Here is an 18989-nt window from a genome sequence, read left to right on the forward strand (position 1 = left end):
TATCCTTTTGTTTTATAGGATTTTATCAAGTATAGAAATTTTTGTATTGTAATATTTTGAACAATTAAGAAATATTTTTAAAATTTGTTGGTGTGATTCCATGATATTTTTTAAACTCTTTTGTAAAGTGTGCTTGGTCATAAAACCCACACTCCTGTGCAATAGAAGCTAAAGACTCATGCTCTTTTAAAAGTTTGGTTGCCTTTGAAACTCTTAAAAAGTTTATAAAACTTTGTGGTGTAAGACCAATTGTTTTAGAAAAGGTTCTATGAAAATAGTAAGGGTTCATTTGCACAACCTCAGCCATTTTGTAAAAGTTTAACTTTTTTAGTTCATAACTCTCTTCTTTTAGATATTTAAATAGTAGTTCAAACTTTTCATTTTCTATTGTTTTGATTTTTTCTTTATATGTCATATACTTTTCACAAAGTAACGATATAAAGTTTATTATCTCTTCTGAAACTAGTTTTTCAGAGTGTAAAGTTGTTTTTATAAGCTCTTCTAAATACTCAAATAACATCTCATCTTTTATGAAATACTCTTTAAAAGTATAGTTACTTTTAGAGCAAATACTACTAGCAATACTTTCAAAAAACTCCTTTGGAATGAAACAAGTTAAAAAGCTCCATTTTCCATCAACATTATAAGAGTTACAAGCATGAACAGTATTAGGTGGTACAATAAAAAGCATTTTCTCTTTTACTTCGTTTTCTTTATTGTCCATTGAAAATATTCCTTTACCTTCTATACAAAGTCCAACCATATAGTTATCTTCATGTATATGTTTAGCAAAGGAGTGTTTTTTATTTATATGTTTAAAGATAAGTTTATGTTCATTGAAAGCTATCTCTTTCATAATAGAGTGTTTTGTCATTTTTTACTCTTTAGTGATTTTCTTATTCTACTAAGATGAGTAGGTGAAATACCTAAGTATGAAGCAATATGGTGTTGAGATAGTCTTGATAAAATATGCTCAAACTCTTTTAAAAATCTTTGATATCTAACTTGGGCATCTTCTAAAACTAGGGCATAAGTATTATGATCTTTTTGTAGTATCCAATGTTTTTCTAAATATAAAATATGATACATCTTTAAATCTTCATATTTTGCTAAAAGCTCTCTATATTTTGTATGATTTATATCTACAACAATAGAGTCTTCTATCGCTTGAACTGATGAGGTGTTTTGAGTATTTGAAAGTAGTGCAACCATAGGACCATAAAATCTAGTCTCCCAAAAGAAGTTTTTTGTGTACTCTTCTCCATGTTCATTTGTAGCAAAAGTTCTAAATAGTCCTTTATAAACAAAAGAGATAGCATCAACTTTATCATATAGTTCAAAGGCATAGTCATTTTTCTTAATCTCTTTTATAGTGCATATATTTTTAAAGTCATTCCATGTCGTCTCTGAAATCTTAGTATAAGAGTCCATAGTATTTTTCAATGAAGTAAAAATCTCATTTTCATCTATTTTCATATTGACCTGTTATTTTTTGCAAAGAATAGTATATATTTATTAAAAAATCAACATATGTAAATGACAAAAAGAGATTATTTTAATAATCTTCCACCTATGAAAGGAAGAATATGTCAAAAGAATTAAATTCACATCTTATTATTTTGTTTGCAACTTTTTTAGTTGCTGGTTCATTTATCGTATCTCAAAAGTTATCTGGAATAATTGACCCTATTTCAATTACTCTTCTTAGATTTGTGATTGCTTCAGTTATTTTAGCTCCAATTGTTTTATTGAATAAAGAGTTTAGAAAACTAATAACATTTACTTTTAAAAGAGCTATGATTATTAGCTTTTTTTACTCTTTATATTTTATTGGACTATTTAAGTCTTTAGAATACACAACAGCACTTAATACTGGAACACTATTTACACTAGTTCCTCTACTTACTGCTATTTTTTCAATTTTTGTTTTTAAACAAAGAATACCTACAAAACAATATTTAGTTTACTTTTTAGGAATAGTTGGAACTTGTATTGTTGTTTTTAAAGGAGAGTTAGAACTATTTTTATCTCTATCTTTAAATAGAGGAGACTTCCTTTTTATTGCTTCAATTGTATGTATGGCTTTATATTCTGTTTGTGCAAAATATTTCCATAAAGAAGAGGATAAGTTAGTAGTATTAGTATTCTTAACTCTTGTGGGTGGAAGTATTTGGATGAGTATTGCTTTAATAGCTTTTGATATTCCTTTAGAGTGGAATAAAATAAATAGCTCGCAGTTTTTATCGATGGCTTATCTAAGTATTGCTGCTACTTTAGTAACTTCATATCTTTATCAAAAAGGAACTATTCATTTAGGTCCTAAGAAAGTGATGTCTTATGTCTATTTAAACCCAGCAGCTATTGCCATACTCTTAATGGTATTTGAGTTTAGATTTATAAATATTTGGATGGTATTAGGTATTGTAATCTCTTCTTTTGCTACAGTAATTTTATTAAGAAGTAAGAATTGATTTATACCAGACTTTAGAGAAGGCTTCTACTGCTTTAAGGATTTCCTCCTCCTTAAAGCAGCCAAAACCTAAATAAATAGTATTATCATCCAAAGTTGAATCACTCTTTGTTGAGTATATCTTAATAGACTCCTCTTCTAAAAGTCTATTTAGTTTTTCCCAATCTATTTCTACACAAGCTTTAATCAAAAGAGCTAAACCACTACCTTCTCTAACTATTTTGACACTATTTTTTAGATAACTCTTTATGGCTTTTTTCATTAGGTCATGTTTTCTTTTATTTAAAGTTCTCATCTTTCTTATATGTTTTTCCCAATGACCTTCTTTCATAAAAACTTCTAAAGTTTTTTGTGTATCTAAAGGTACTCCTGAATAAGAGAATTGAAAAATCTCTTTATATATAGATACCAATTCTTTAGGAAGAACTATATAACTTACTCTAAGTGCAGGAGATAAAGCTTTTGAAAATGTACCTGAGTAGATTACCCTTTGATTATTGTTTATTCCTTGTAAAGAAGGAATAGGTCTATTGTTATAACTTAGCTCACTATCATAATCATCTTCTATAATATAAGCATTGTTTTTCATTGCCCAAGATATTAGTTTTATTCTATTTGAGATAGGTATTGTTATACCAGTAGGATATTGATGTGAAGGAGTTACATATAGAAGTTTATTGTTACTTTTTTCTAAGCTTTTTAAATCAATCCCTTCTTTTAAAATAGCTATATTATCTATACTATAGTTTTGTAGTTTAAAAACTCTTTCTACAACCTTATATCCTGGATACTCAATAGCAATAGAAGAACTAAACTCTTTTAATATAGTAGCTATAATAAACATAGAATCAGAAAAGCCACTACAAATAATAATCTGCTCTTCCTCACAAATTAAAGCTCTTGAAGTTGAAAGATATTTTGCAAGCTCTTTTCTAAGTCCTAATGTTCCTTGTTTATTTGGATAAGAACCAAAGTTAATAGAGTTAATAACTTTATTATGCAATTTAGCCCAAAGCTTTTTAGGAAAAATATCTTTGCTATGCCTTGCTTGATAGAAATTATATTTATACTCTTTAGAAACTAGTGGTTTCTCTTCTTTTATCTCTTGGGTATTAAAGTTTTGTACAATATCTTTACTTACAAAATAACCACTTTGAGGAAGACTCTCTATATACCCTTCGGCATATAATTGACTATAAGCAGATTCAACAGTTGTTTTACTTATTTTATAATCATTTGACATCTTTCTTATAGAAGGAAGTTTTACCCCTGAAGCTAAGATATTATTTTTTATATCCTCTTTTATTTGAGTATATAACTGTATATATAAAGCAGTAGAAGATTTTTGAAGTTTGTACATTAACTGACCTTTTACAAAATATAAAATCTGTATCTTTTAAAAAGTACAATTTATTGCTATTATACTTTTGAAAAACTTACTAAAGGATTATATCGATGCAAATAGAAGCAGAAGTACTTTTTATAAAAGTAGGAAAAGTAACTACTACAAAACTAGAAAATCAAAAAAGAGAAGAGCTAGTTTCAGCAATAAAAAAATATCCAGTTCAAAATGCTTATCTAACAAAAACAGGTTTTAAAGAGGATGAACAAGCAGACTTAAGACATCATGGTGGAGAAAACAAAGCTTTGTTTTTATTTGCAAAAACTACATATGAGAAAATAAACAAAGAGTGTAATACTGAGTTTAAAATAGATGGAGTTTCACATTTTGGAGAAAATCTAATCTTATCTAATATAGATGAGAAAACTGTATGTATAGGAGATATATATAAAGTAGGGGAAGCTATTATTCAAATTACACAACCAAGACAACCTTGTTGGAAATTAAGTGCAAATACAAATAAAAAAGAGATGACTAAATTTATTTTTAATAGTGGCTTAACAGGTTGGTATGCAAAGGTTATAAAAGAGGGAGTAATCTCTAAACATGATAAGTTAGTATTAGAACAAAGAGTAGAAGATGAACTAACAATATCTGTTTTAAATAAACTAATATTAAATCCATATGAAAATGAGACTCTAAGCAAGAAAGCTTTAGCTTCAGAAGTATTGGGAAAACAATTTTTAACTTCACTTGAAAAAAGATATAAAAATAAAGATGAAGATAAACAATTTGAAATCTATCATAGCTAAGAAGTAAAAAATGAATAATAATTATCTATTTCCTGTATACAAACAAATAAATATTGAATTTGAGTATGGAAAAGGCTCATCACTTTATGATAAGAAGAGTAATAAATATATAGACTTCACTTCAGGTATTGGAGTAAATAGTTTAGGACATGCACATCCAAAAGTTATTAAAACGATAAATAAACAAGCAAATAAATTAATTCATTTATCAAATATATACTCTATAAAAGTTCAAAAAGAGTGTGCAAAGAAGATAGTTAAGTTAAGTACTTATGAAAAGATGAAATGTTTCTTTTGTAATAGTGGAGCAGAAGCTAATGAAGCAGCGATAAAGTTTATTAGAAAGTATGCTTATTTAAATGAGATTAAAAATCATAAAATCATAACTATAAATAACTCTTTTCATGGTAGAACTTTAACAACTTTAAAAGCAACAGCCCAAGAGGATAAACAAAAAGGCTTTGGTCCTTTTACTGATGAATTTATTTATGCTAAAGATATAGAAGATATAAAAAATAAGATAGATGAAAATACTGTTGCTGTAATGCTTGAACTTGTTCAAGGAGAAGGTGGAATAAATGCTTTTGATAAAAAACAGATACAAACTTTAGCCAAAGAGTTAAAAAACAAAAAAATATTACTAGCCATCGATGAGGTACAAACAGGAGTTTATAGAACAGGCGAGTTTTTAGCTTCAAACTATTATGAAATCAAACCAGATATTATAACTTTAGCAAAAGGTCTTGCTGGTGGTTTACCAATTGGTGTAATGATGAGTGATATAGAAGATGTTTTTACTTTAGGAAATCATGGTTCAACCTTTGGAGGAAATCCTTTATGCACAAAAGTAGCTTTAGAGGTTTTAACTATTTTAGAAAAAAGATATAAAACAAAAAAACTTCAAAAAACAGTAGAAATTTTCCAAAAAGAGCTAGATAAATTTTATCTCAAAAATAAAGAGTATTTTGTTTGTAAAACAGGAATAGGTTTGATGTTGGGACTTAAGCTAAAAGATGAAAATAATTTATCAAAGGTATTTGAGGAAGCTTTAAAACATAAGCTTTTAGTTTTAAAATCAGGAAAAGATATTATAAGATTTTTGCCTTCTTTACTTATCTTGGAAAAAGAGATAAAAGAAGGCTTTCGTAAGCTTCAAAAATCAATTATTAAGTTAAATAATAAGGATAAAAAATGAGACATCGAACAAAAACTTATTTATTAACAAATGAAGAGATTGAAAAGCTGTTTCAAAGGGCAGAAATTGGGCGTTTAGGAACACATAGTGAAGATGGTTATCCTTATGTTTTACCTATGCATTTTGTTTATTATGATAATAAAATATATATGCATGGTTTACCAAAAGGTAAAAAAATAGACAATATTAAATTTAATTCTAATGTATGTTTTGAAATAGATGAAATGCTTTCTTTATTATATGATGGTGTTGAAAATCCATGTGATGTAAATACTGAGTTTAATAGTATTATTCTTAGAGGTCAAGCTAGTTTAGTAAACAATCTTGAAGAAAAAAGTATTGCTTTATCAAAAATTGTAGAAAAATTTACCCCACATTTAATGAATAAAGAACTACCTATAAATATGATAAAAGGAACAGCAGTTATAAAAATAGAGATATTTGATTATGTAGGAAGATATTATAAATAAGGATTTTTAAAATGATTAATACAAAAAACTATTTAGAAGAGAGTAATATAATTGATTACTCAAATGAAAAAATACAAACCTTAGCAAAACAATTATCTGAAAATATTTTTTCAAAAGAAGAGATAGTTAAAAACTGTTTTGAATATGTAAGAGATGAAATTAAACATAGTGGAGATTATAAACTAGATATTCCAACTTGTAAAGCAAGTGAAGTCTTAGATTTTAAAAGTGGTTGGTGTTTTGCTAAGTCACATCTATTAGCAGCACTATTACGAGCGAATAAGATTCCTACTGCTTTTTGTTATCAAAGGTTAGCTCTTTCTGAATATAAAAAAGATTCATTTTCTTTACATGGTTTAAATGCTGTTTATTTAGAAAATTATGGTTGGATAAAAATTGATGCAAGAGGAAATAAAACAGGGGTTGATGCACAATTTATACCACCGCAAGAAAAGTTAGCTTTTTCTCTTTGTGAAAATGAGTATGATTTAGGTGTCTATTATTCAAGACCTTTAGATGTGGTAGTAGAAGCTTTAAATAAAAATAGAACTTATGAAGAGATGATTAGTAATATTCCAGATTTAAAAAGTACTATTTGAAAAATCAAATAGTACTTTAGCTTATCTTTTATCTACACTGATTTTACCAGCACCTAAAAACATAAGTGCAAGTGCACCTAACATAAATAAAAGAGGTGTTTCTATTAAAAGAGCTCCTGTTTTAGCACTTGTTCCTAAAATATAAGAAGCATGAGCTAAATAGATAGCAAAAGCCATTGTTACTGTATAAATAAAACTACTAATTCTAGTATATAGTCCAATGATTAATAAAACAGGTACAATAAGTTCTCCTAGATAAACTCCATAAGCTAAAAACTCTGGTAAACCATTTTTAGTTACAAGGAATTTAATACCATCAATTCCTTTTTCAAGTTTGCTGATTCCATGAAAAAGCATTAAAATACCAAGAGTTAATCTAAGTATTAATTTACCAATGTCATCACTTAAAACTCTAGCTAAAAAGTTTTCTAACGTCCTCATAATATTTTCTCCTAGAAAATTAAATGTTTTATAAATTATTAGATAGAATTTATAAGTTATGATTTTAGCGAAAGCTTTAATAATCAAAGATTATGTAATAGAAAAAATTATAGAAATGGAAAGAAAATGAATAATGAGAAATTAAAAGATTTAGAAGCAGAGTTTTTAGATGAGTATCCTTTAGGCTTTGACGATGAAAGACTTTTGAAGATTATGAAAAAATTCAATCCTTCAAAACTTGAAGAGATGTCTAAAGAGTTTTTTCATAAAGATAATTTTTCTATTCCTGAAGTTGTTTGTGAAAACTTTTTTAAAGTAATTTATAAATCTGTAGTAATCTCTTTTTATGATAAGTTAAAACTAAAAGATGCTTTTGCTGAGATGGGAATGTATCAAAAGGATATGTTTAGCCTTGCTCTTTTTGATTTACTACATGGAGATAAGAAAGAAGGATATAACTCTTTAGTTGAGATATTAAGTGAACATAAACTAGCAAAATGGACTATTATCTCTTTAGTTCCATATTATATGAATAGAAAAAGTGACTATTTTGTAAAACCTACTACGGCAAAAAGTATTATAAGCTATTTAGAAATAAAAGGTTTAGAGTATAAACCAAAGCCAAGTTATGAATTTTATGTTGGTTTTAAAAAAGCCTTGGATAAGATTAAAAAGAGTGTCCCAAAAAATCTGTCAGAAGATAATATTTGTCTAACAGCTTTTTTAAGATTAGCAATTCAAATATGTGAAGTTGAATAATTATTAAGGAATATAATATGTTGTTGAAAGTAGCAGAGTTGAGTGATATTGATGATGTTTTAGAACTTCATTATAAATATCAAGTTGATTCTATAAAAGAAGAAGATAAAAAAGATGGTTTTGTTACAACTGCTTTTACAAAAGAGCAATTAACTCGATTAATAAACAAAGAGCAGGGGCTTTTTATCGCAAAACTTGGAGAACAAGTAGTTGCTTATGTGATGTGTGCTTCTTGGAAGTATTGGTCTGCTTGGCCTATGTTTATTCATATGAAAAAGGATTTGCCAAATCTTGAATATTTAGGACAAACATTAAGTGCTGAAAACTCTTATCAATATGGACCAGTTTGTATAGATAAAAGTGTTAGAGGAAAACAAGTACTAGAAAGAATTTTTGAATATGCAAGAGTTCATATGGCAAAAAAATATCCTATTTTAGTAACTTTTATTAATAAGATAAATCCTAGGTCTTATGAGGCTCATACAAGAAAGTTAGGTTTAGAAGTGATTCAAGAATTTGAATTTAACAATAACCAATATTATGAGTTAGTTTATGATACTTCAAAAGAGGTAAAAATATAAAGCATTAGGAAAATTCCTAATACTTTTTATTTTACTTCAATTCCAAAATCTTGTAGCATTTGTGCCCAAACAATTCTATTTCCATTTTTATCAAATAAAGTAGGTGTTCCACTAATACCTAAATCAGTAGCAATAGTCATTTGTTCTTCTAAAGATTTTTCTAGTTTTGCAAGTTTAGTAGAATCAATTTTTCTGTTTTTAAACTCTTCACTATCTTTTGTAGTATTAATCATTGCATTTACTTTATCTTTATATGAGTTTTGACTCATAATATAAAGTGAAATATCTTTTGCATTTTCATGAAATGATAAAGGGAAGAAAAATACTCTGATTTTAACTTTATCTTCAATTTGAGAAAAATATGATTCAAATTTTTTACAATATGGACATTCCGGGTCTGTAAATAATACATATTCATCTTTCCCTTTTCCAAAAGTAAATGCCTCTTTCCCTAATGTTGGCGAAATATCAATTGGTAACTCTAATGGTTGACCATTTTGAGTACTAATTGCATCTCCTGGAAGTAGATATTTTTTATCTTTTGTTAAAAATACTGTATCCATTCTTCCTTGAACTTTTACATTCAGTCCATATAAAGAACCAAAATCAGTACCATCTTGTACTTGAACCTTTGCCATATTTAAAAGTGGTAAAGCTTGGATTTCTTTTAACTCTTTTTGTGATAGTTTATCTGCTGCACTTAATCCTGTAGTTAAACAAAGTGCTAATAAAATATTTCTTGTTGTTTTTATCATCTAATTTCCTAAATAAAAATTTTACAGATAATACAATATTAATGTTTAGTTTACATGTAGTTTTTTATTTTTTTTAATAATTTTTACTTATAGTTACAAAATAATAAGAGATAAGATATAAGTAGTTATAAAAGAGAAGATAATACCATATCCTACAATTGCTGTACTTAGTCTTGGTGCAAGGTTTGCCATTGAGGCTACTGCTCCTGCTGTAATCATTGGAGCCATACCTGCTTCAAAAATAGAGGTTTTACCAGCTAAATTGTACCAGTCAAAAATAATACAGATTCCAAAAGCAATAAAAGGTGCAAGAACTAATTTTATTAAAAGACCGATACTTAAAGGAAGTAAATCATCCTTTGGAAGTTTAAATTGTAGTTGTAAACCAACTGCTACAAGTGCAACTGGAACTAAAGTATTTGCAAATTTTGTTAAAACATCAGTAATAATAGGAGGGAAACTTTGCCCTAAAAGAAGCAGGGCAATAACTAAAGCTATAAAAGAGGGAAAAGTAAGGATTTTTTGAACTATCACTCTTGGTTTTATATTTCCACTTGTACTGTAATAAGCAGTAATAAAAGTACCATAAGCAGCAAGAGCTAAAAAAGTTCCTAGTTGGTCATAAATTAAAACATAAGGTAAAGCCTCTTCTCCAAGATATAACTCGATAATTGGAATACCCATAATAGAACTGTTTGTTAAGATTGATACTAAGAGTAAACTTCCAGTTATCTCTTTTGACCAAGAAAATATTTTAGAAAAGAATAAAACTATAAGTGCAGATATTCCCATTACAAGCCAAGCAATAATTGTAGGAATTAACACATCAAAAGAGAATGTTAATTTAGGTACTTGTAATAAAATTATAGCAGGAAGAGAGATATAGATTATATATTTATTTAAAATTATTGAAGTCTCTTCTGGAAAGATTTTGAACTTTTGAAGAGCATAACCTACTATAATAGCAATGGCAATAAGTGCAAAGTTTTCCATCTATTTTTTTCTATTTAACTCTGTATAGCACATATTATCTTCAGTGATTTTTCCATATTCACTTACATATTTTACTCCCCAGTCATACATCTCATCAAGAACTGGTTTTAATCTTAATCCAGCTTCTGTCAAAGAGTAGACAACTTTTGGAGGAACTTCTGGAAAAACCTCTCTATTTATAATGTTTTTTTCTTCTAATTCTTTTAATTTAATAGTTAAAGTTTTTTGAGTTATTTCTGAAATATCTTCATTTAAATCTTTAAATCTTTTTTCACCTTGAAGAAGATGCCAAATAATTGATAGTTTCCATCTATCATTGAAAATATCTAAAGTTACATTGATTGAACACTTAAACTCTTTATTATTTATAAAATACATTTCTATCCTTTTAGATTAAACTTATTATATCATAAGTAATATAAACCTCTATTACTTACCTAAAGTAAAGTAAGAGAAATTTAAGTTTGTAAGGTATATAATTTTCAAAAATGAAAGGAGTTTCATGAAAAATGTATTGATTATAAATGGTCATCAATATTATGATGTAGTAGCAAAAGGAGAATTAACAGCTTCATATATAGATACTGCAACTAATTTTTTAGAAGAAAATAGTTTTACTGTAAAAACTACTCATATAGAAAAAGGGTATGAGATTGAGGAAGAAGTTCAAAAATTAGTTTGGGCAGATTATGTAATATTTCAATATCCAGTTTATTGGATGAGTATGCCTTGGCTTGCAAAAAAATATTTTGATGAAGTTTTAACTCAAGGAAAACACTATGCAAGTGATGGAAGAAGTAGAGAAGATGCTTCTAAAACTTATGGAAGTGGAGGTTTATTAAAAGGTAAATATATGTTATCTTTAACATATAACTGTCCAGTATCTGAGTTTGATAATGAAAAAGGTTTCTTTGACGGTTTATCATTAGATGAAGCCCATATTGCAGTACATAAGATTTTTCAATTTTGTGGAATGACACCCTTAAAAAGTTATGCTGTTCATGATATTTTTAAAGGAGATTTAAATCTTGATTTTGAGCTTGAAAAATTTGAAAAAGTTTTAAAAGATAATTTTTTACTTGATTAAGTTTCATTCAGTGAAACAAAAAATATTTAGTTTTTCTACTCTATTTAAGAATTACTAAAATTTGTATACTATTAAAAAAATTATTTAAAAGGCTAAAAATGAAAAATATTATTGTAGTTGCAAATATAAAAATAAAACCAGAGTTTAAAGAAGAAGTTTATAATGAACTAGTTAAACTTCATAAAAATACTCATCAATATGATTTAGGTTGTATTTATTATGAGTTACATAAAAGTTTAAATGAAGAAAACTCTTATACTTTTATTGAAACTTGGGAAAATCAAGAGTTTTTAACTCAGCATGAGGGCAAATCACATTTTGAAGAGTTTTTAACAAATATTGAAAACAAACTTGAGAGTGTTGAAATAAATAAGCTAGAAAAGATATTAATATAAAGGAAAAATATGGAAAAAACATTTATGGAAGCTATGGATTTTAGACATGCTTGTAAAATTTTTGATGAGACTAAAAAAATCTCAAATGAAGAGTTAGAGTATATTTTAGAAGCTGGTAGAAAATCTTGTTCTTCTTTTGGTATGGAACCTTGGAAGTTTTTAGTTATCACTAATAATGAATTAAGAGAGAAGTTAAAAAAAGTGTGTTGGGATCAACCACAAGTTACTACTTGTTCTCATCTTGTTATTATTCTTGCAGCTATTGAAGATGTAAAACCAGAGTCTGGTGTACCAAGAAAAAAATTTGGAAGAAGAGATATGCCTCAAGAGAAATATGATTTTTATTTAAATCTTTATGCAGAGCATTTAAAAGAGACTCTATCTACTGATGAGAATATCTATGCTTGGACTTCAAAACAGTCTTATATTGCAGCTTCAAATATGATGACAGCAGCAGCAGTAAGAGGAATTGATTCTTGTCCTATTGAAGGTTTTGAAAAAGAGAATGTAGAAAAAATCTTAGAACTTGATACTTCAAAATATCAATTATCTTTAGTATTACCATTTGGATATAGAGTTAATCCACAATCAGAGCAGTTAAGAGAAAAATTAGAAGATATTGTAGAGTATATAAACTAATTATATAAGGAATAAATATGAGTTTACTTTTAAGTCCTAGTAAAATAGGAACTTGCCACTTACAAAATAGAGTTATTATGGCTCCTATGTGTATGTATAAAAGTGATAATAGTGCAGAAGTTAAACCTTTTCACTCCTTTCATTATACTTCAAGAGCAATAGGTAAAGTTGCTTTGATAATTGTTGAAGCAACAGCTGTAGAGTCAAGAGGAAGAATCTCTAATAATGACTTAGGTTTATGGCAAGACTCTCAACTTGCAGGGCATAAACTACTTGTAGAGCAAGCTCATGAATTTGGTTCAAAAATAGCTATTCAACTGGCTCATGCAGGAAGAAAGAGTTTAGTAAAAGAGACAACTCCTGTTGCTCCTTCTTCAATAGCTTTTGATACGAGTGGTGGTTTTAAAACTCCAGAAGCTTTAAGTTTAGAGCAAATAGCTTTAATAAAACAGCAGTTTTTAGATTCAGCAAAAAGAGCACAAGAAGCTGGTTATGATATCTTAGAACTTCATGCTGCCCATGGATATTTACTTTGTGAATTTTTGTCCCCTTTAACAAATAAAAGAGATGATATTTATGGTGGAAGCTTAGAAAATAGATGTAGATTAACCCTAGAAATTGCAAAGCTTTTAAAAGAGCAAATAGCTTTACCTCTAATTGTTCGTATTTCTGCAAGTGAATGGAAAACAGCTGGTTGGGATATAGAAGATTCTATTTATTTATCAAAAGAGTTAGAAAAACTTGGAGTAGATTCTATTCATGTTTCAGCAGGTGGAAATCAAAAAGAGCCAGATTTAATGCCAGAACTTTTACCTTTATATCAATGTGATTATGCAAAAAAGATAAAAGAAAATATAAATATACCTGTAATTGCTGTAGGTTTAATAACTACGGCAAAACAAGGAGAAACTCTTTTAGCGGAGAAAACTTGTGATTTTGTAGCCTATGGAAGAGAACTTTTAAGAGATGCAAATTTAGTTTTCAAATTAGCAAAAGAACTAAATCAAAAAGAGTTAATAGATAACTCTTATCTTCGAGCATATCTATAAAAAGCTAGTAATTAAGCTAGCTTTTTATATAAACTTCCCAATAAAACAACTATAAATAAAGAACTTCCAACTGCTAAAAAGAAGTTATGAATTCCTAAACTTCTAACTACTGGATAAAATAGAATTGGTGAAGCAAATTGTCCCATAAAAACTGAACTTGTCAGATAACCTGAAGCTTTAACTCTTTTTTCAAAAGTAGTTTTACTTAACATCCAAGCAGAGATATTTGTCATCATAAGACCTCCACCAAAACCTAATAAAATACCAGTAAGAAAGAAAAAGTAAACATTATAAACAAAAGAGATAGCAGTAAGTCCTGTTGCTATAATAGTCAGTGCTATTAAATAAATAGTTGAAAAGCTATATCTTTTTTTAAACTTTGAAAAATAGATAGCTCCAACTCCATTTGCTAAAAAAGCAACACCAATTATAGAGCCAGTTAATTTACCACTTGCATGAAATTCATTTATCATTAAAAATGGAAGTTGTGTAGGTAAGATAAAAAATATTATCATATAAAAAAAGCCTAAGAAATATACCCCTATAAGATTTGTGGGTACAACTCTTATTTCATCTTGTTTTAACTCTTCTTGTTCTTTTTCAACTAAAAAATAAAGAACCATAGGAAGAAGTAAAAATCCAACTAAATATATTCCAAAAGGAAATCTCCAATTTAAATCAGATAAAAAACCTCCACCAACTACAAACACCACTCCACCTATAGACATAAATGCACTTTGATAACCCATAAATTTATGTCTGGCTTCCCCTTGAAAATAATCTCCCACTAAAGAAGTAGTTACAATCATAAGTGTTGCAATAGCTATTCCAAAAAGTGCTCTTGAAAATAGAAACATCTCAACACTTTCTAAATATAAACCTGCACTTCCAGTAAGTGCAAAAATAGTTAATGCAATAGTTGCTGATCTCTTTTTTCCTATTTTAAATATTAGATGACCTAAAAAAAGAGAGAATAAAGCAATAATAACTGAAGGTAAAGTAAGCATTAACCTTGAATAAAATTCAATATCTTTGATATTGCTAAAATAGTCTTGAAATCTAGGAAGTGCTGTTACGATAGCAACATTTGACATCATAGTTGTCATAGACAAAAATAGCAATGTAATAATCGCTGTTTTTTTAATAATATAACCTTTTAGTAGATTTTAAGAGAGATTGTAATTTTAGCACAAATAGTTTTATATTCAATTACTTTTATTATGTTATAATGGCGCTTTTATAAAATTATAAGGTATTTGAATAATGAGCGAATCAAAAGCAAAGACGCAAAAGTTTATTGTTAAATTTTTTCCAGAAGTGATGGTAAAAGGGAGTAAAGCAAAAAGGCAAATGATTGACCAGCTTTATAGTAACATAAAAACAATACTTGGGCGAATTAGCAAAGAGATTGAGTACAAAAAGTTTTTTGATAAGATTGAAATAGTATCTCCTATTGAAGTAGTAGTTGAAGTTAGACAAAAATTATTAGATACTTCAGGAATTGAATTAGTTTTAGAAGCATTACAATTTGATAATATCTCTACAATTGATGAAATGAAAGAGATTGTAAATAAATATTCAGCAAAAGAGATTCAAGGAAAAACTTTTGTAGTAAGAGCAAAAAGAAGTGGAGAACATGAATTTAAATCTACTGATATGGAGAGAAATATCGGTGGATTTATGTTAGCAAATAATCCAGAAACAAAAGGTGTTGCTTTAAAAAATGCTGATGTTACTATAAATATTGAACTTGTTCATAAACAGTTAAATATCATCACTCAAAAATATCAAGGTTTATCAGGTTTTCCTATTGGAACACAAGGGGATATTTTATCTCTTATGTCAGGTGGATTTGACTCAACAATCGCTTCATATTTAACTATGAAAAGAGGAATTAAAACACACTTTGTTTTCTTTAACCTTGGTGGAATCGCTCATGAAATAGGTGTAAAACAAGTTGCATATTATCTTTGGAATAAGTTTGGAAGTTCTCATAGGGTTACTTTTACTTCTGTTCCTTTTGAAGATGTTGTAACAGAAATCTTTAACTCTACAAGTCAATCATATATGGGTGTTACACTAAAAAGACTTATGCTTATGGCTTCAGAAAAAATTGCTGATAAAATGGGAATAGATGCTCTTCTTACAGGAGAGAGTGTTGCTCAAGTATCAAGTCAAACACTAAGAAATTTAGCTTTAATTGATGAAGTTACAAATAAATTAGTTTTAAGACCTTTATCAACTATGAATAAACCAGATATTATGGAAATGGCAAATCAAATAGGAACAAGAAGATTTGCTGAATCTATGCCAGAATATTGTGGAGTTATCTCTAAAAATCCAGTTACTCATGGTTCTTTTTCAAGAATAGAAAAAGAGGCTAAAAAGTTTAATTATGAAGTTTTAGATAAAGCAGTTGAAGATGCAATCACAATCAATGTAGATGAGATTGATGCCGATGTAAATAGTATAGGGCAGATTGATATTATAAGTGATATCTCAAGTGGAGAATATACTATTATTGATATTAGACAAAGTGATGATTGTATTGAAACTTCTTGTGAAACAATCAAATTACCATTTTTTAAGCTAAAAACAGAGTTTGAAAAATTACCACAAGAGAAACAATATCTTTTTTATTGTGACAAAGGTATCTTAAGTCAATTACATGCTCAATATTTAATTGATTCTAAGGGATATAAAAATATTAAAGTGTATAGACCACAGTAGGTCTATACTTCTTTTAACTTACTCTTGAATTGTCCAAATAAGTTTAGATAAATCATAATCTAAAGACTTTAATCTTTTTAAAATCTTCTCTTTTATATTTTCAGTTAATCTTTTATCTCTTGATAAAATCCAAAGATATTTCTTACTTGGCTCACTAATTACTGCATAAGAATAATCTTCATCAAGCATTATAATCCAATAGTCTCCATAAAAAGGCCAAAAGAAAGATACCTTTAGTTTTGAGTTTGTATTATCAACTGCATAGGCTTCGCCAATAGCTTCTGTTTTATTGTTAGTTGTTATTTTAGTACAGCTATTAATAACTTTTATTTTTTTATTCTCTTTAATACTATAAGTTGCAGTTACATTTTTACAATCTTTTTCAAAGCGATGCTCATATCTTGCTATCTCATGCCAAGAACCAAGATATCTATCTAAATCAACTTTTTGCACACTTTTGATATTTGGGTCTTTGTATGAACAAGCAGTAAATAAAAATAGAACTACAATACTAAGAAATATATTTTTCATAACTCTCCTTTTTTATTTAGTATATAAAAAAATATTGTTTTTTAGTAGCTTTAAATTAGTAGTTTATAAAAATTCTGTCATATAAGTTCTATATAATAGTGGTACAAAATTTTGTTGACATTTTTTATTTTCCCTTGTTTCTATTACTATTGCTTTAAAAAAAGTTGTCCAAAGTTTTTTAAACTTTTGTTCATCTTGAGATAGTTTTGGCTCTTCAAAGGAAGCAATATTTTGTATTCCAATAAAATCATCATTTTTGATAAAGGCAATTTTTCTATTAATATCATGGATAATATATTTTTGATTATTTAGCCTTTTGAAAAAATGCTTACCTAAAAAATAAACAACATTAAATTTAGTTTCTATTTTTGCATAAAGTGTTCCATCTTCAAGTTCTTCAAATCTAGCAAAACCTGTCATCTTATGTACATGATGAAAAAGCTCTTTTTGTAGGTTTTCTAAATAGAAGACTTCAGGATTATTTATATTAAAAAGTTCATTTGTATCTTTAAAACCTAAAATAATATATTTTAAAAGAGCTAGCTCAAACTCCTTTGTATCACACATAAAAGAGTTTAATATAAGTTCAAAACATTTTTTAGGAAACTTCTTTTTTATAGCTTCCAAAACTTTTAAACTCTTCTCTTTTGTTGTTTTAATTTCAACTATTTCTTCTAAAAGTAGGGTATTTGGCATTTTATCTGCTATCTTAGAAGGGCGTAAACTTTTATAATAAACTTCATAAACTAAAGTTAAAAAACCTTCAAAACTTTTATCATATATTAAAATCATAATTCACCTGTAATATGACTATAGTTTATATCAAATAGTGAGGGTTGTATTATCTTCTTTTTTGGTGGAGCTATTATTGCTTCTTTGATATTCTCTTTATAAAAAGAGATTTTACTATGGTATTTCCCTTTGCAAGTTATAAAATATTGAGCTCTTTTTAGTGAGATTTTTAATTTTTTTAAATCACTAAAATCTAAAGATTTAAAGCGTCTAGCTTTTAATATTTTAAATACACCTCTAACTCCTACTCCTGGTATTCTAAGAAGTTCATCCTTACTAGCTTTGTTTATTTCCATAGGAAAATATTGCAAGTTGTTTAAAGCCCAAGAAGTTTTAGGGTCAACATCTTCATCAAGATTTGGAAACTCATCACTTACAATCTCATCATAAGAAAAATCATAAAATCTTAAAAGCCAATCAGCTTGATAAAGCCTATGTTCTCTTAAAAGAGGTGGTTTATTTATTATGGCTGGAAGATTTTTATCATCATTTACAGGAATATAAGCACTATAATAGACTCTTTTTAAAAGAGCTTTATCATATAAAACTGAACTTAATTTTAAGATATCTTTATCACTCTCTGGAGTTGCTCCAACTATTAGTTGAGTGCTCATTCCAATTGGTTTACTATTTTTCTCTAAGCTAATATCTCTTGCATATTTAAGTGGTTGCAATACCTTTTCTTTAGTTTTATTTGGAGCAAGTAGTTTAAGTGATTTATCACTTGGAAGTTCAATATTTGAGCTAACTCTATTTGCTAAAGAGACTACTTGTGCTATAAGTCTTTCATCTGCTCCTGGAATTAGTTTTACATGAATGTATCCATTAAAATGATATTCATGTCTTAATATTTTTAAAGCTCTTAAGATTAGATTTGTAGTATGGTCTTCACTATCAATTATTCCTGAACTTAAAAAAAGACCCTCTATATAATTTCTTTTGTAAAAATTTATTGTAATATCTGCAAGTTCTCGAGGAGAAAAAGCAGCTCTTTTTATCTCATTACTTTTTCTATTAATACAATAAGCACAATCATAAATACAAAAATTTGTAAGTAATACTTTTAAAAGTGAAACACATCTTCCATCAGCAGTAAAGGTGTGACAAATTCCACTATTATGTGTTGCTCCAAGTTCCCCCGTTTTATGGTTGTTATCACTTCCACTAGAACTGCAACTTACATCATATTTTGCACTATCTGCAAGTATTTGCATCTTTTCATAAATATCTTTTCTCATAAAGATATTTTACTATTAAAAATTTATTGATATTTTTTTTATTGCAAAATGCAATAATTATTTCTTAGCTAAAGATTAATCTTATAATTGACAAAATAACTTAACTTTTTT

At 27.6% G+C, this 18989-nt stretch carries 23 protein-coding genes; 12 read left to right on the forward strand and 11 right to left on the reverse strand.

Annotated elements, in window-relative coordinates:
- Window positions 1–64 precede the first annotated feature (64 nt).
- Window positions 65–874, reverse strand: a complete 810-nt coding sequence (locus tag ABIV_RS05635; protein ID WP_114838929.1) for an AraC family transcriptional regulator — start codon at window positions 872–874, stop codon at window positions 65–67.
- Window positions 871–1476 carry a Crp/Fnr family transcriptional regulator gene (locus ABIV_RS05640; protein ID WP_114838930.1) on the reverse strand — a complete coding sequence of 202 codons (606 nt, stop codon included), beginning with the start codon at window positions 1474–1476 and terminating at the stop codon, window positions 871–873. Before ABIV_RS05640 ends, ABIV_RS05635 begins: the two co-directional genes overlap by 4 nt.
- A gap of 110 nt (window positions 1477–1586) precedes the next feature.
- On the opposite strand from ABIV_RS05640, the gene ABIV_RS05645 reads away from it, so the two are divergent.
- Window positions 1587–2471 carry a DMT family transporter gene (locus tag ABIV_RS05645; RefSeq protein ID WP_114838931.1) on the forward strand — a complete coding sequence of 295 codons (885 nt, stop codon included), beginning with the start codon at window positions 1587–1589 and terminating at the stop codon, window positions 2469–2471.
- Here the strand turns inward: ABIV_RS05645 and pdxR are convergent.
- Window positions 2454–3830, reverse strand: coding sequence for a MocR-like pyridoxine biosynthesis transcription factor PdxR (gene pdxR / locus ABIV_RS05650; RefSeq protein WP_114838932.1), 1377 nt, complete (start codon window positions 3828–3830; stop codon window positions 2454–2456). The genes ABIV_RS05645 and pdxR overlap by 18 nt on opposite strands.
- A gap of 95 nt (window positions 3831–3925) precedes the next feature.
- On the opposite strand from pdxR, the gene ABIV_RS05655 reads away from it, so the two are divergent.
- Genes ABIV_RS05655 through ABIV_RS05670 form a run of 4 tightly spaced genes read left to right on the forward strand, consistent with a single transcriptional unit; the run spans window position 3926 to window position 6888 of the window.
- A complete protein-coding gene (locus ABIV_RS05655; RefSeq protein ID WP_205526962.1) occupies window positions 3926–4624 on the forward strand; it encodes an MOSC domain-containing protein in 699 nt (232 codons plus the stop codon).
- A gap of 10 nt (window positions 4625–4634) precedes the next feature.
- Window positions 4635–5819, forward strand: a complete 1185-nt coding sequence (locus tag ABIV_RS05660; RefSeq protein WP_114838934.1) for an acetylornithine/succinylornithine family transaminase — start codon at window positions 4635–4637, stop codon at window positions 5817–5819.
- The gene (locus tag ABIV_RS05665) at window positions 5816–6289 is read left to right on the forward strand and encodes a pyridoxamine 5'-phosphate oxidase family protein (RefSeq protein ID WP_114838935.1); all 474 of its coding nucleotides are present in this window, start codon (window positions 5816–5818) and stop codon (window positions 6287–6289) included. The genes ABIV_RS05660 and ABIV_RS05665 overlap by 4 nt, the downstream gene beginning before the upstream one ends.
- An 11-nt stretch (window positions 6290–6300) precedes the next feature.
- A complete protein-coding gene (locus tag ABIV_RS05670; protein WP_114838936.1) occupies window positions 6301–6888 on the forward strand; it encodes a transglutaminase-like domain-containing protein in 588 nt (195 codons plus the stop codon).
- 21 nt (window positions 6889–6909) lie between these two features.
- Here ABIV_RS05670 and ABIV_RS05675 read toward each other — a convergent pair whose 3' ends face one another.
- A complete protein-coding gene (locus ABIV_RS05675; RefSeq protein ID WP_114838937.1) occupies window positions 6910–7329 on the reverse strand; it encodes a DoxX family protein in 420 nt (139 codons plus the stop codon).
- A 126-nt stretch (window positions 7330–7455) separates the two neighbouring features.
- On the opposite strand from ABIV_RS05675, the gene ABIV_RS05680 reads away from it, so the two are divergent.
- A complete protein-coding gene (locus ABIV_RS05680) occupies window positions 7456–8088 on the forward strand; it encodes a hypothetical protein (protein ID WP_114838938.1) in 633 nt (210 codons plus the stop codon).
- A 17-nt stretch (window positions 8089–8105) separates the two neighbouring features.
- On the forward strand, window positions 8106–8669 hold the full coding sequence (locus ABIV_RS05685; RefSeq protein ID WP_114838939.1) for a GNAT family N-acetyltransferase: 564 nt from the start codon (window positions 8106–8108) through the stop codon (window positions 8667–8669).
- 26 nt (window positions 8670–8695) lie between these two features.
- Here the strand turns inward: ABIV_RS05685 and ABIV_RS05690 are convergent, their stop codons facing one another.
- From ABIV_RS05690 to ABIV_RS05700, 3 genes are all read right to left on the reverse strand, one after another.
- Window positions 8696–9424: a DsbC family protein gene (locus ABIV_RS05690; protein ID WP_114838940.1), complete on the reverse strand. Its 729-nt coding sequence runs from the start codon at window positions 9422–9424 to the stop codon at window positions 8696–8698.
- Window positions 9425–9517: 93 nt separating this feature from the next.
- Window positions 9518–10417, reverse strand: coding sequence for an AEC family transporter (locus tag ABIV_RS05695; RefSeq protein ID WP_114838941.1), 900 nt, complete (start codon window positions 10415–10417; stop codon window positions 9518–9520).
- Complete coding sequence (locus tag ABIV_RS05700) at window positions 10418–10795, reverse strand: winged helix-turn-helix transcriptional regulator (RefSeq protein ID WP_114838942.1); 378 nt, start codon at window positions 10793–10795, stop codon at window positions 10418–10420.
- A gap of 124 nt (window positions 10796–10919) precedes the next feature.
- Between ABIV_RS05700 and ABIV_RS05705 the strand changes: the two genes are divergently transcribed.
- The 4 genes from ABIV_RS05705 (at window position 10920) to ABIV_RS05720 (ending at window position 13587) form a co-directional block, all read left to right on the forward strand.
- Window positions 10920–11504: an NAD(P)H-dependent oxidoreductase gene (locus tag ABIV_RS05705; RefSeq protein ID WP_114838943.1), complete on the forward strand. Its 585-nt coding sequence runs from the start codon at window positions 10920–10922 to the stop codon at window positions 11502–11504.
- A 98-nt stretch (window positions 11505–11602) separates the two neighbouring features.
- The gene (locus ABIV_RS05710; protein WP_114838944.1) at window positions 11603–11899 is read left to right on the forward strand and encodes a putative quinol monooxygenase; all 297 of its coding nucleotides are present in this window, start codon (window positions 11603–11605) and stop codon (window positions 11897–11899) included.
- A 9-nt stretch (window positions 11900–11908) separates the two neighbouring features.
- Entirely contained in the window at window positions 11909–12538 is a 630-nt protein-coding gene (locus ABIV_RS05715) for an NAD(P)H-dependent oxidoreductase (RefSeq protein WP_114838945.1), read from the forward strand.
- Between the two features lie 17 nt (window positions 12539–12555).
- Window positions 12556–13587 (forward strand): NADH:flavin oxidoreductase/NADH oxidase, encoded by a 1032-nt coding sequence (locus ABIV_RS05720; protein ID WP_114838946.1) that lies wholly within the window; start codon window positions 12556–12558, stop codon window positions 13585–13587.
- An 11-nt stretch (window positions 13588–13598) separates the two neighbouring features.
- On the opposite strand, the gene ABIV_RS05725 is transcribed toward ABIV_RS05720, so the two are convergent.
- Window positions 13599–14708, reverse strand: coding sequence for an MFS transporter (locus tag ABIV_RS05725; protein ID WP_114838947.1), 1110 nt, complete (start codon window positions 14706–14708; stop codon window positions 13599–13601).
- A 142-nt stretch (window positions 14709–14850) separates the two neighbouring features.
- On the opposite strand from ABIV_RS05725, the gene thiI reads away from it, so the two are divergent.
- Window positions 14851–16317 (forward strand): tRNA uracil 4-sulfurtransferase ThiI, encoded by a 1467-nt coding sequence (gene thiI / locus ABIV_RS05730; protein WP_114838948.1) that lies wholly within the window; start codon window positions 14851–14853, stop codon window positions 16315–16317.
- A gap of 18 nt (window positions 16318–16335) precedes the next feature.
- Here thiI and ABIV_RS05735 read toward each other — a convergent pair whose 3' ends face one another.
- The 3 genes from ABIV_RS05735 to ABIV_RS05745 all read right to left on the reverse strand — a co-directional run bounded on the left by ABIV_RS05735 (window position 16336) and on the right by ABIV_RS05745 (window position 18878).
- Entirely contained in the window at window positions 16336–16848 is a 513-nt protein-coding gene (locus tag ABIV_RS05735; protein ID WP_114838949.1) for a lipocalin family protein, read from the reverse strand.
- Between the two features lie 63 nt (window positions 16849–16911).
- Window positions 16912–17640, reverse strand: coding sequence for a TIGR03915 family putative DNA repair protein (locus ABIV_RS05740; protein WP_114838950.1), 729 nt, complete (start codon window positions 17638–17640; stop codon window positions 16912–16914).
- A complete protein-coding gene (locus ABIV_RS05745; RefSeq protein WP_114838951.1) occupies window positions 17637–18878 on the reverse strand; it encodes a putative DNA modification/repair radical SAM protein in 1242 nt (413 codons plus the stop codon). Before ABIV_RS05745 ends, ABIV_RS05740 begins: the two co-directional genes overlap by 4 nt.
- Window positions 18879–18989: the final 111 nt, after the last annotated feature.

The organism is Halarcobacter bivalviorum (genome assembly GCF_003346815.1).
Taxonomy (GTDB): Bacteria; Campylobacterota; Campylobacteria; order Campylobacterales; family Arcobacteraceae; genus Halarcobacter; species Halarcobacter bivalviorum.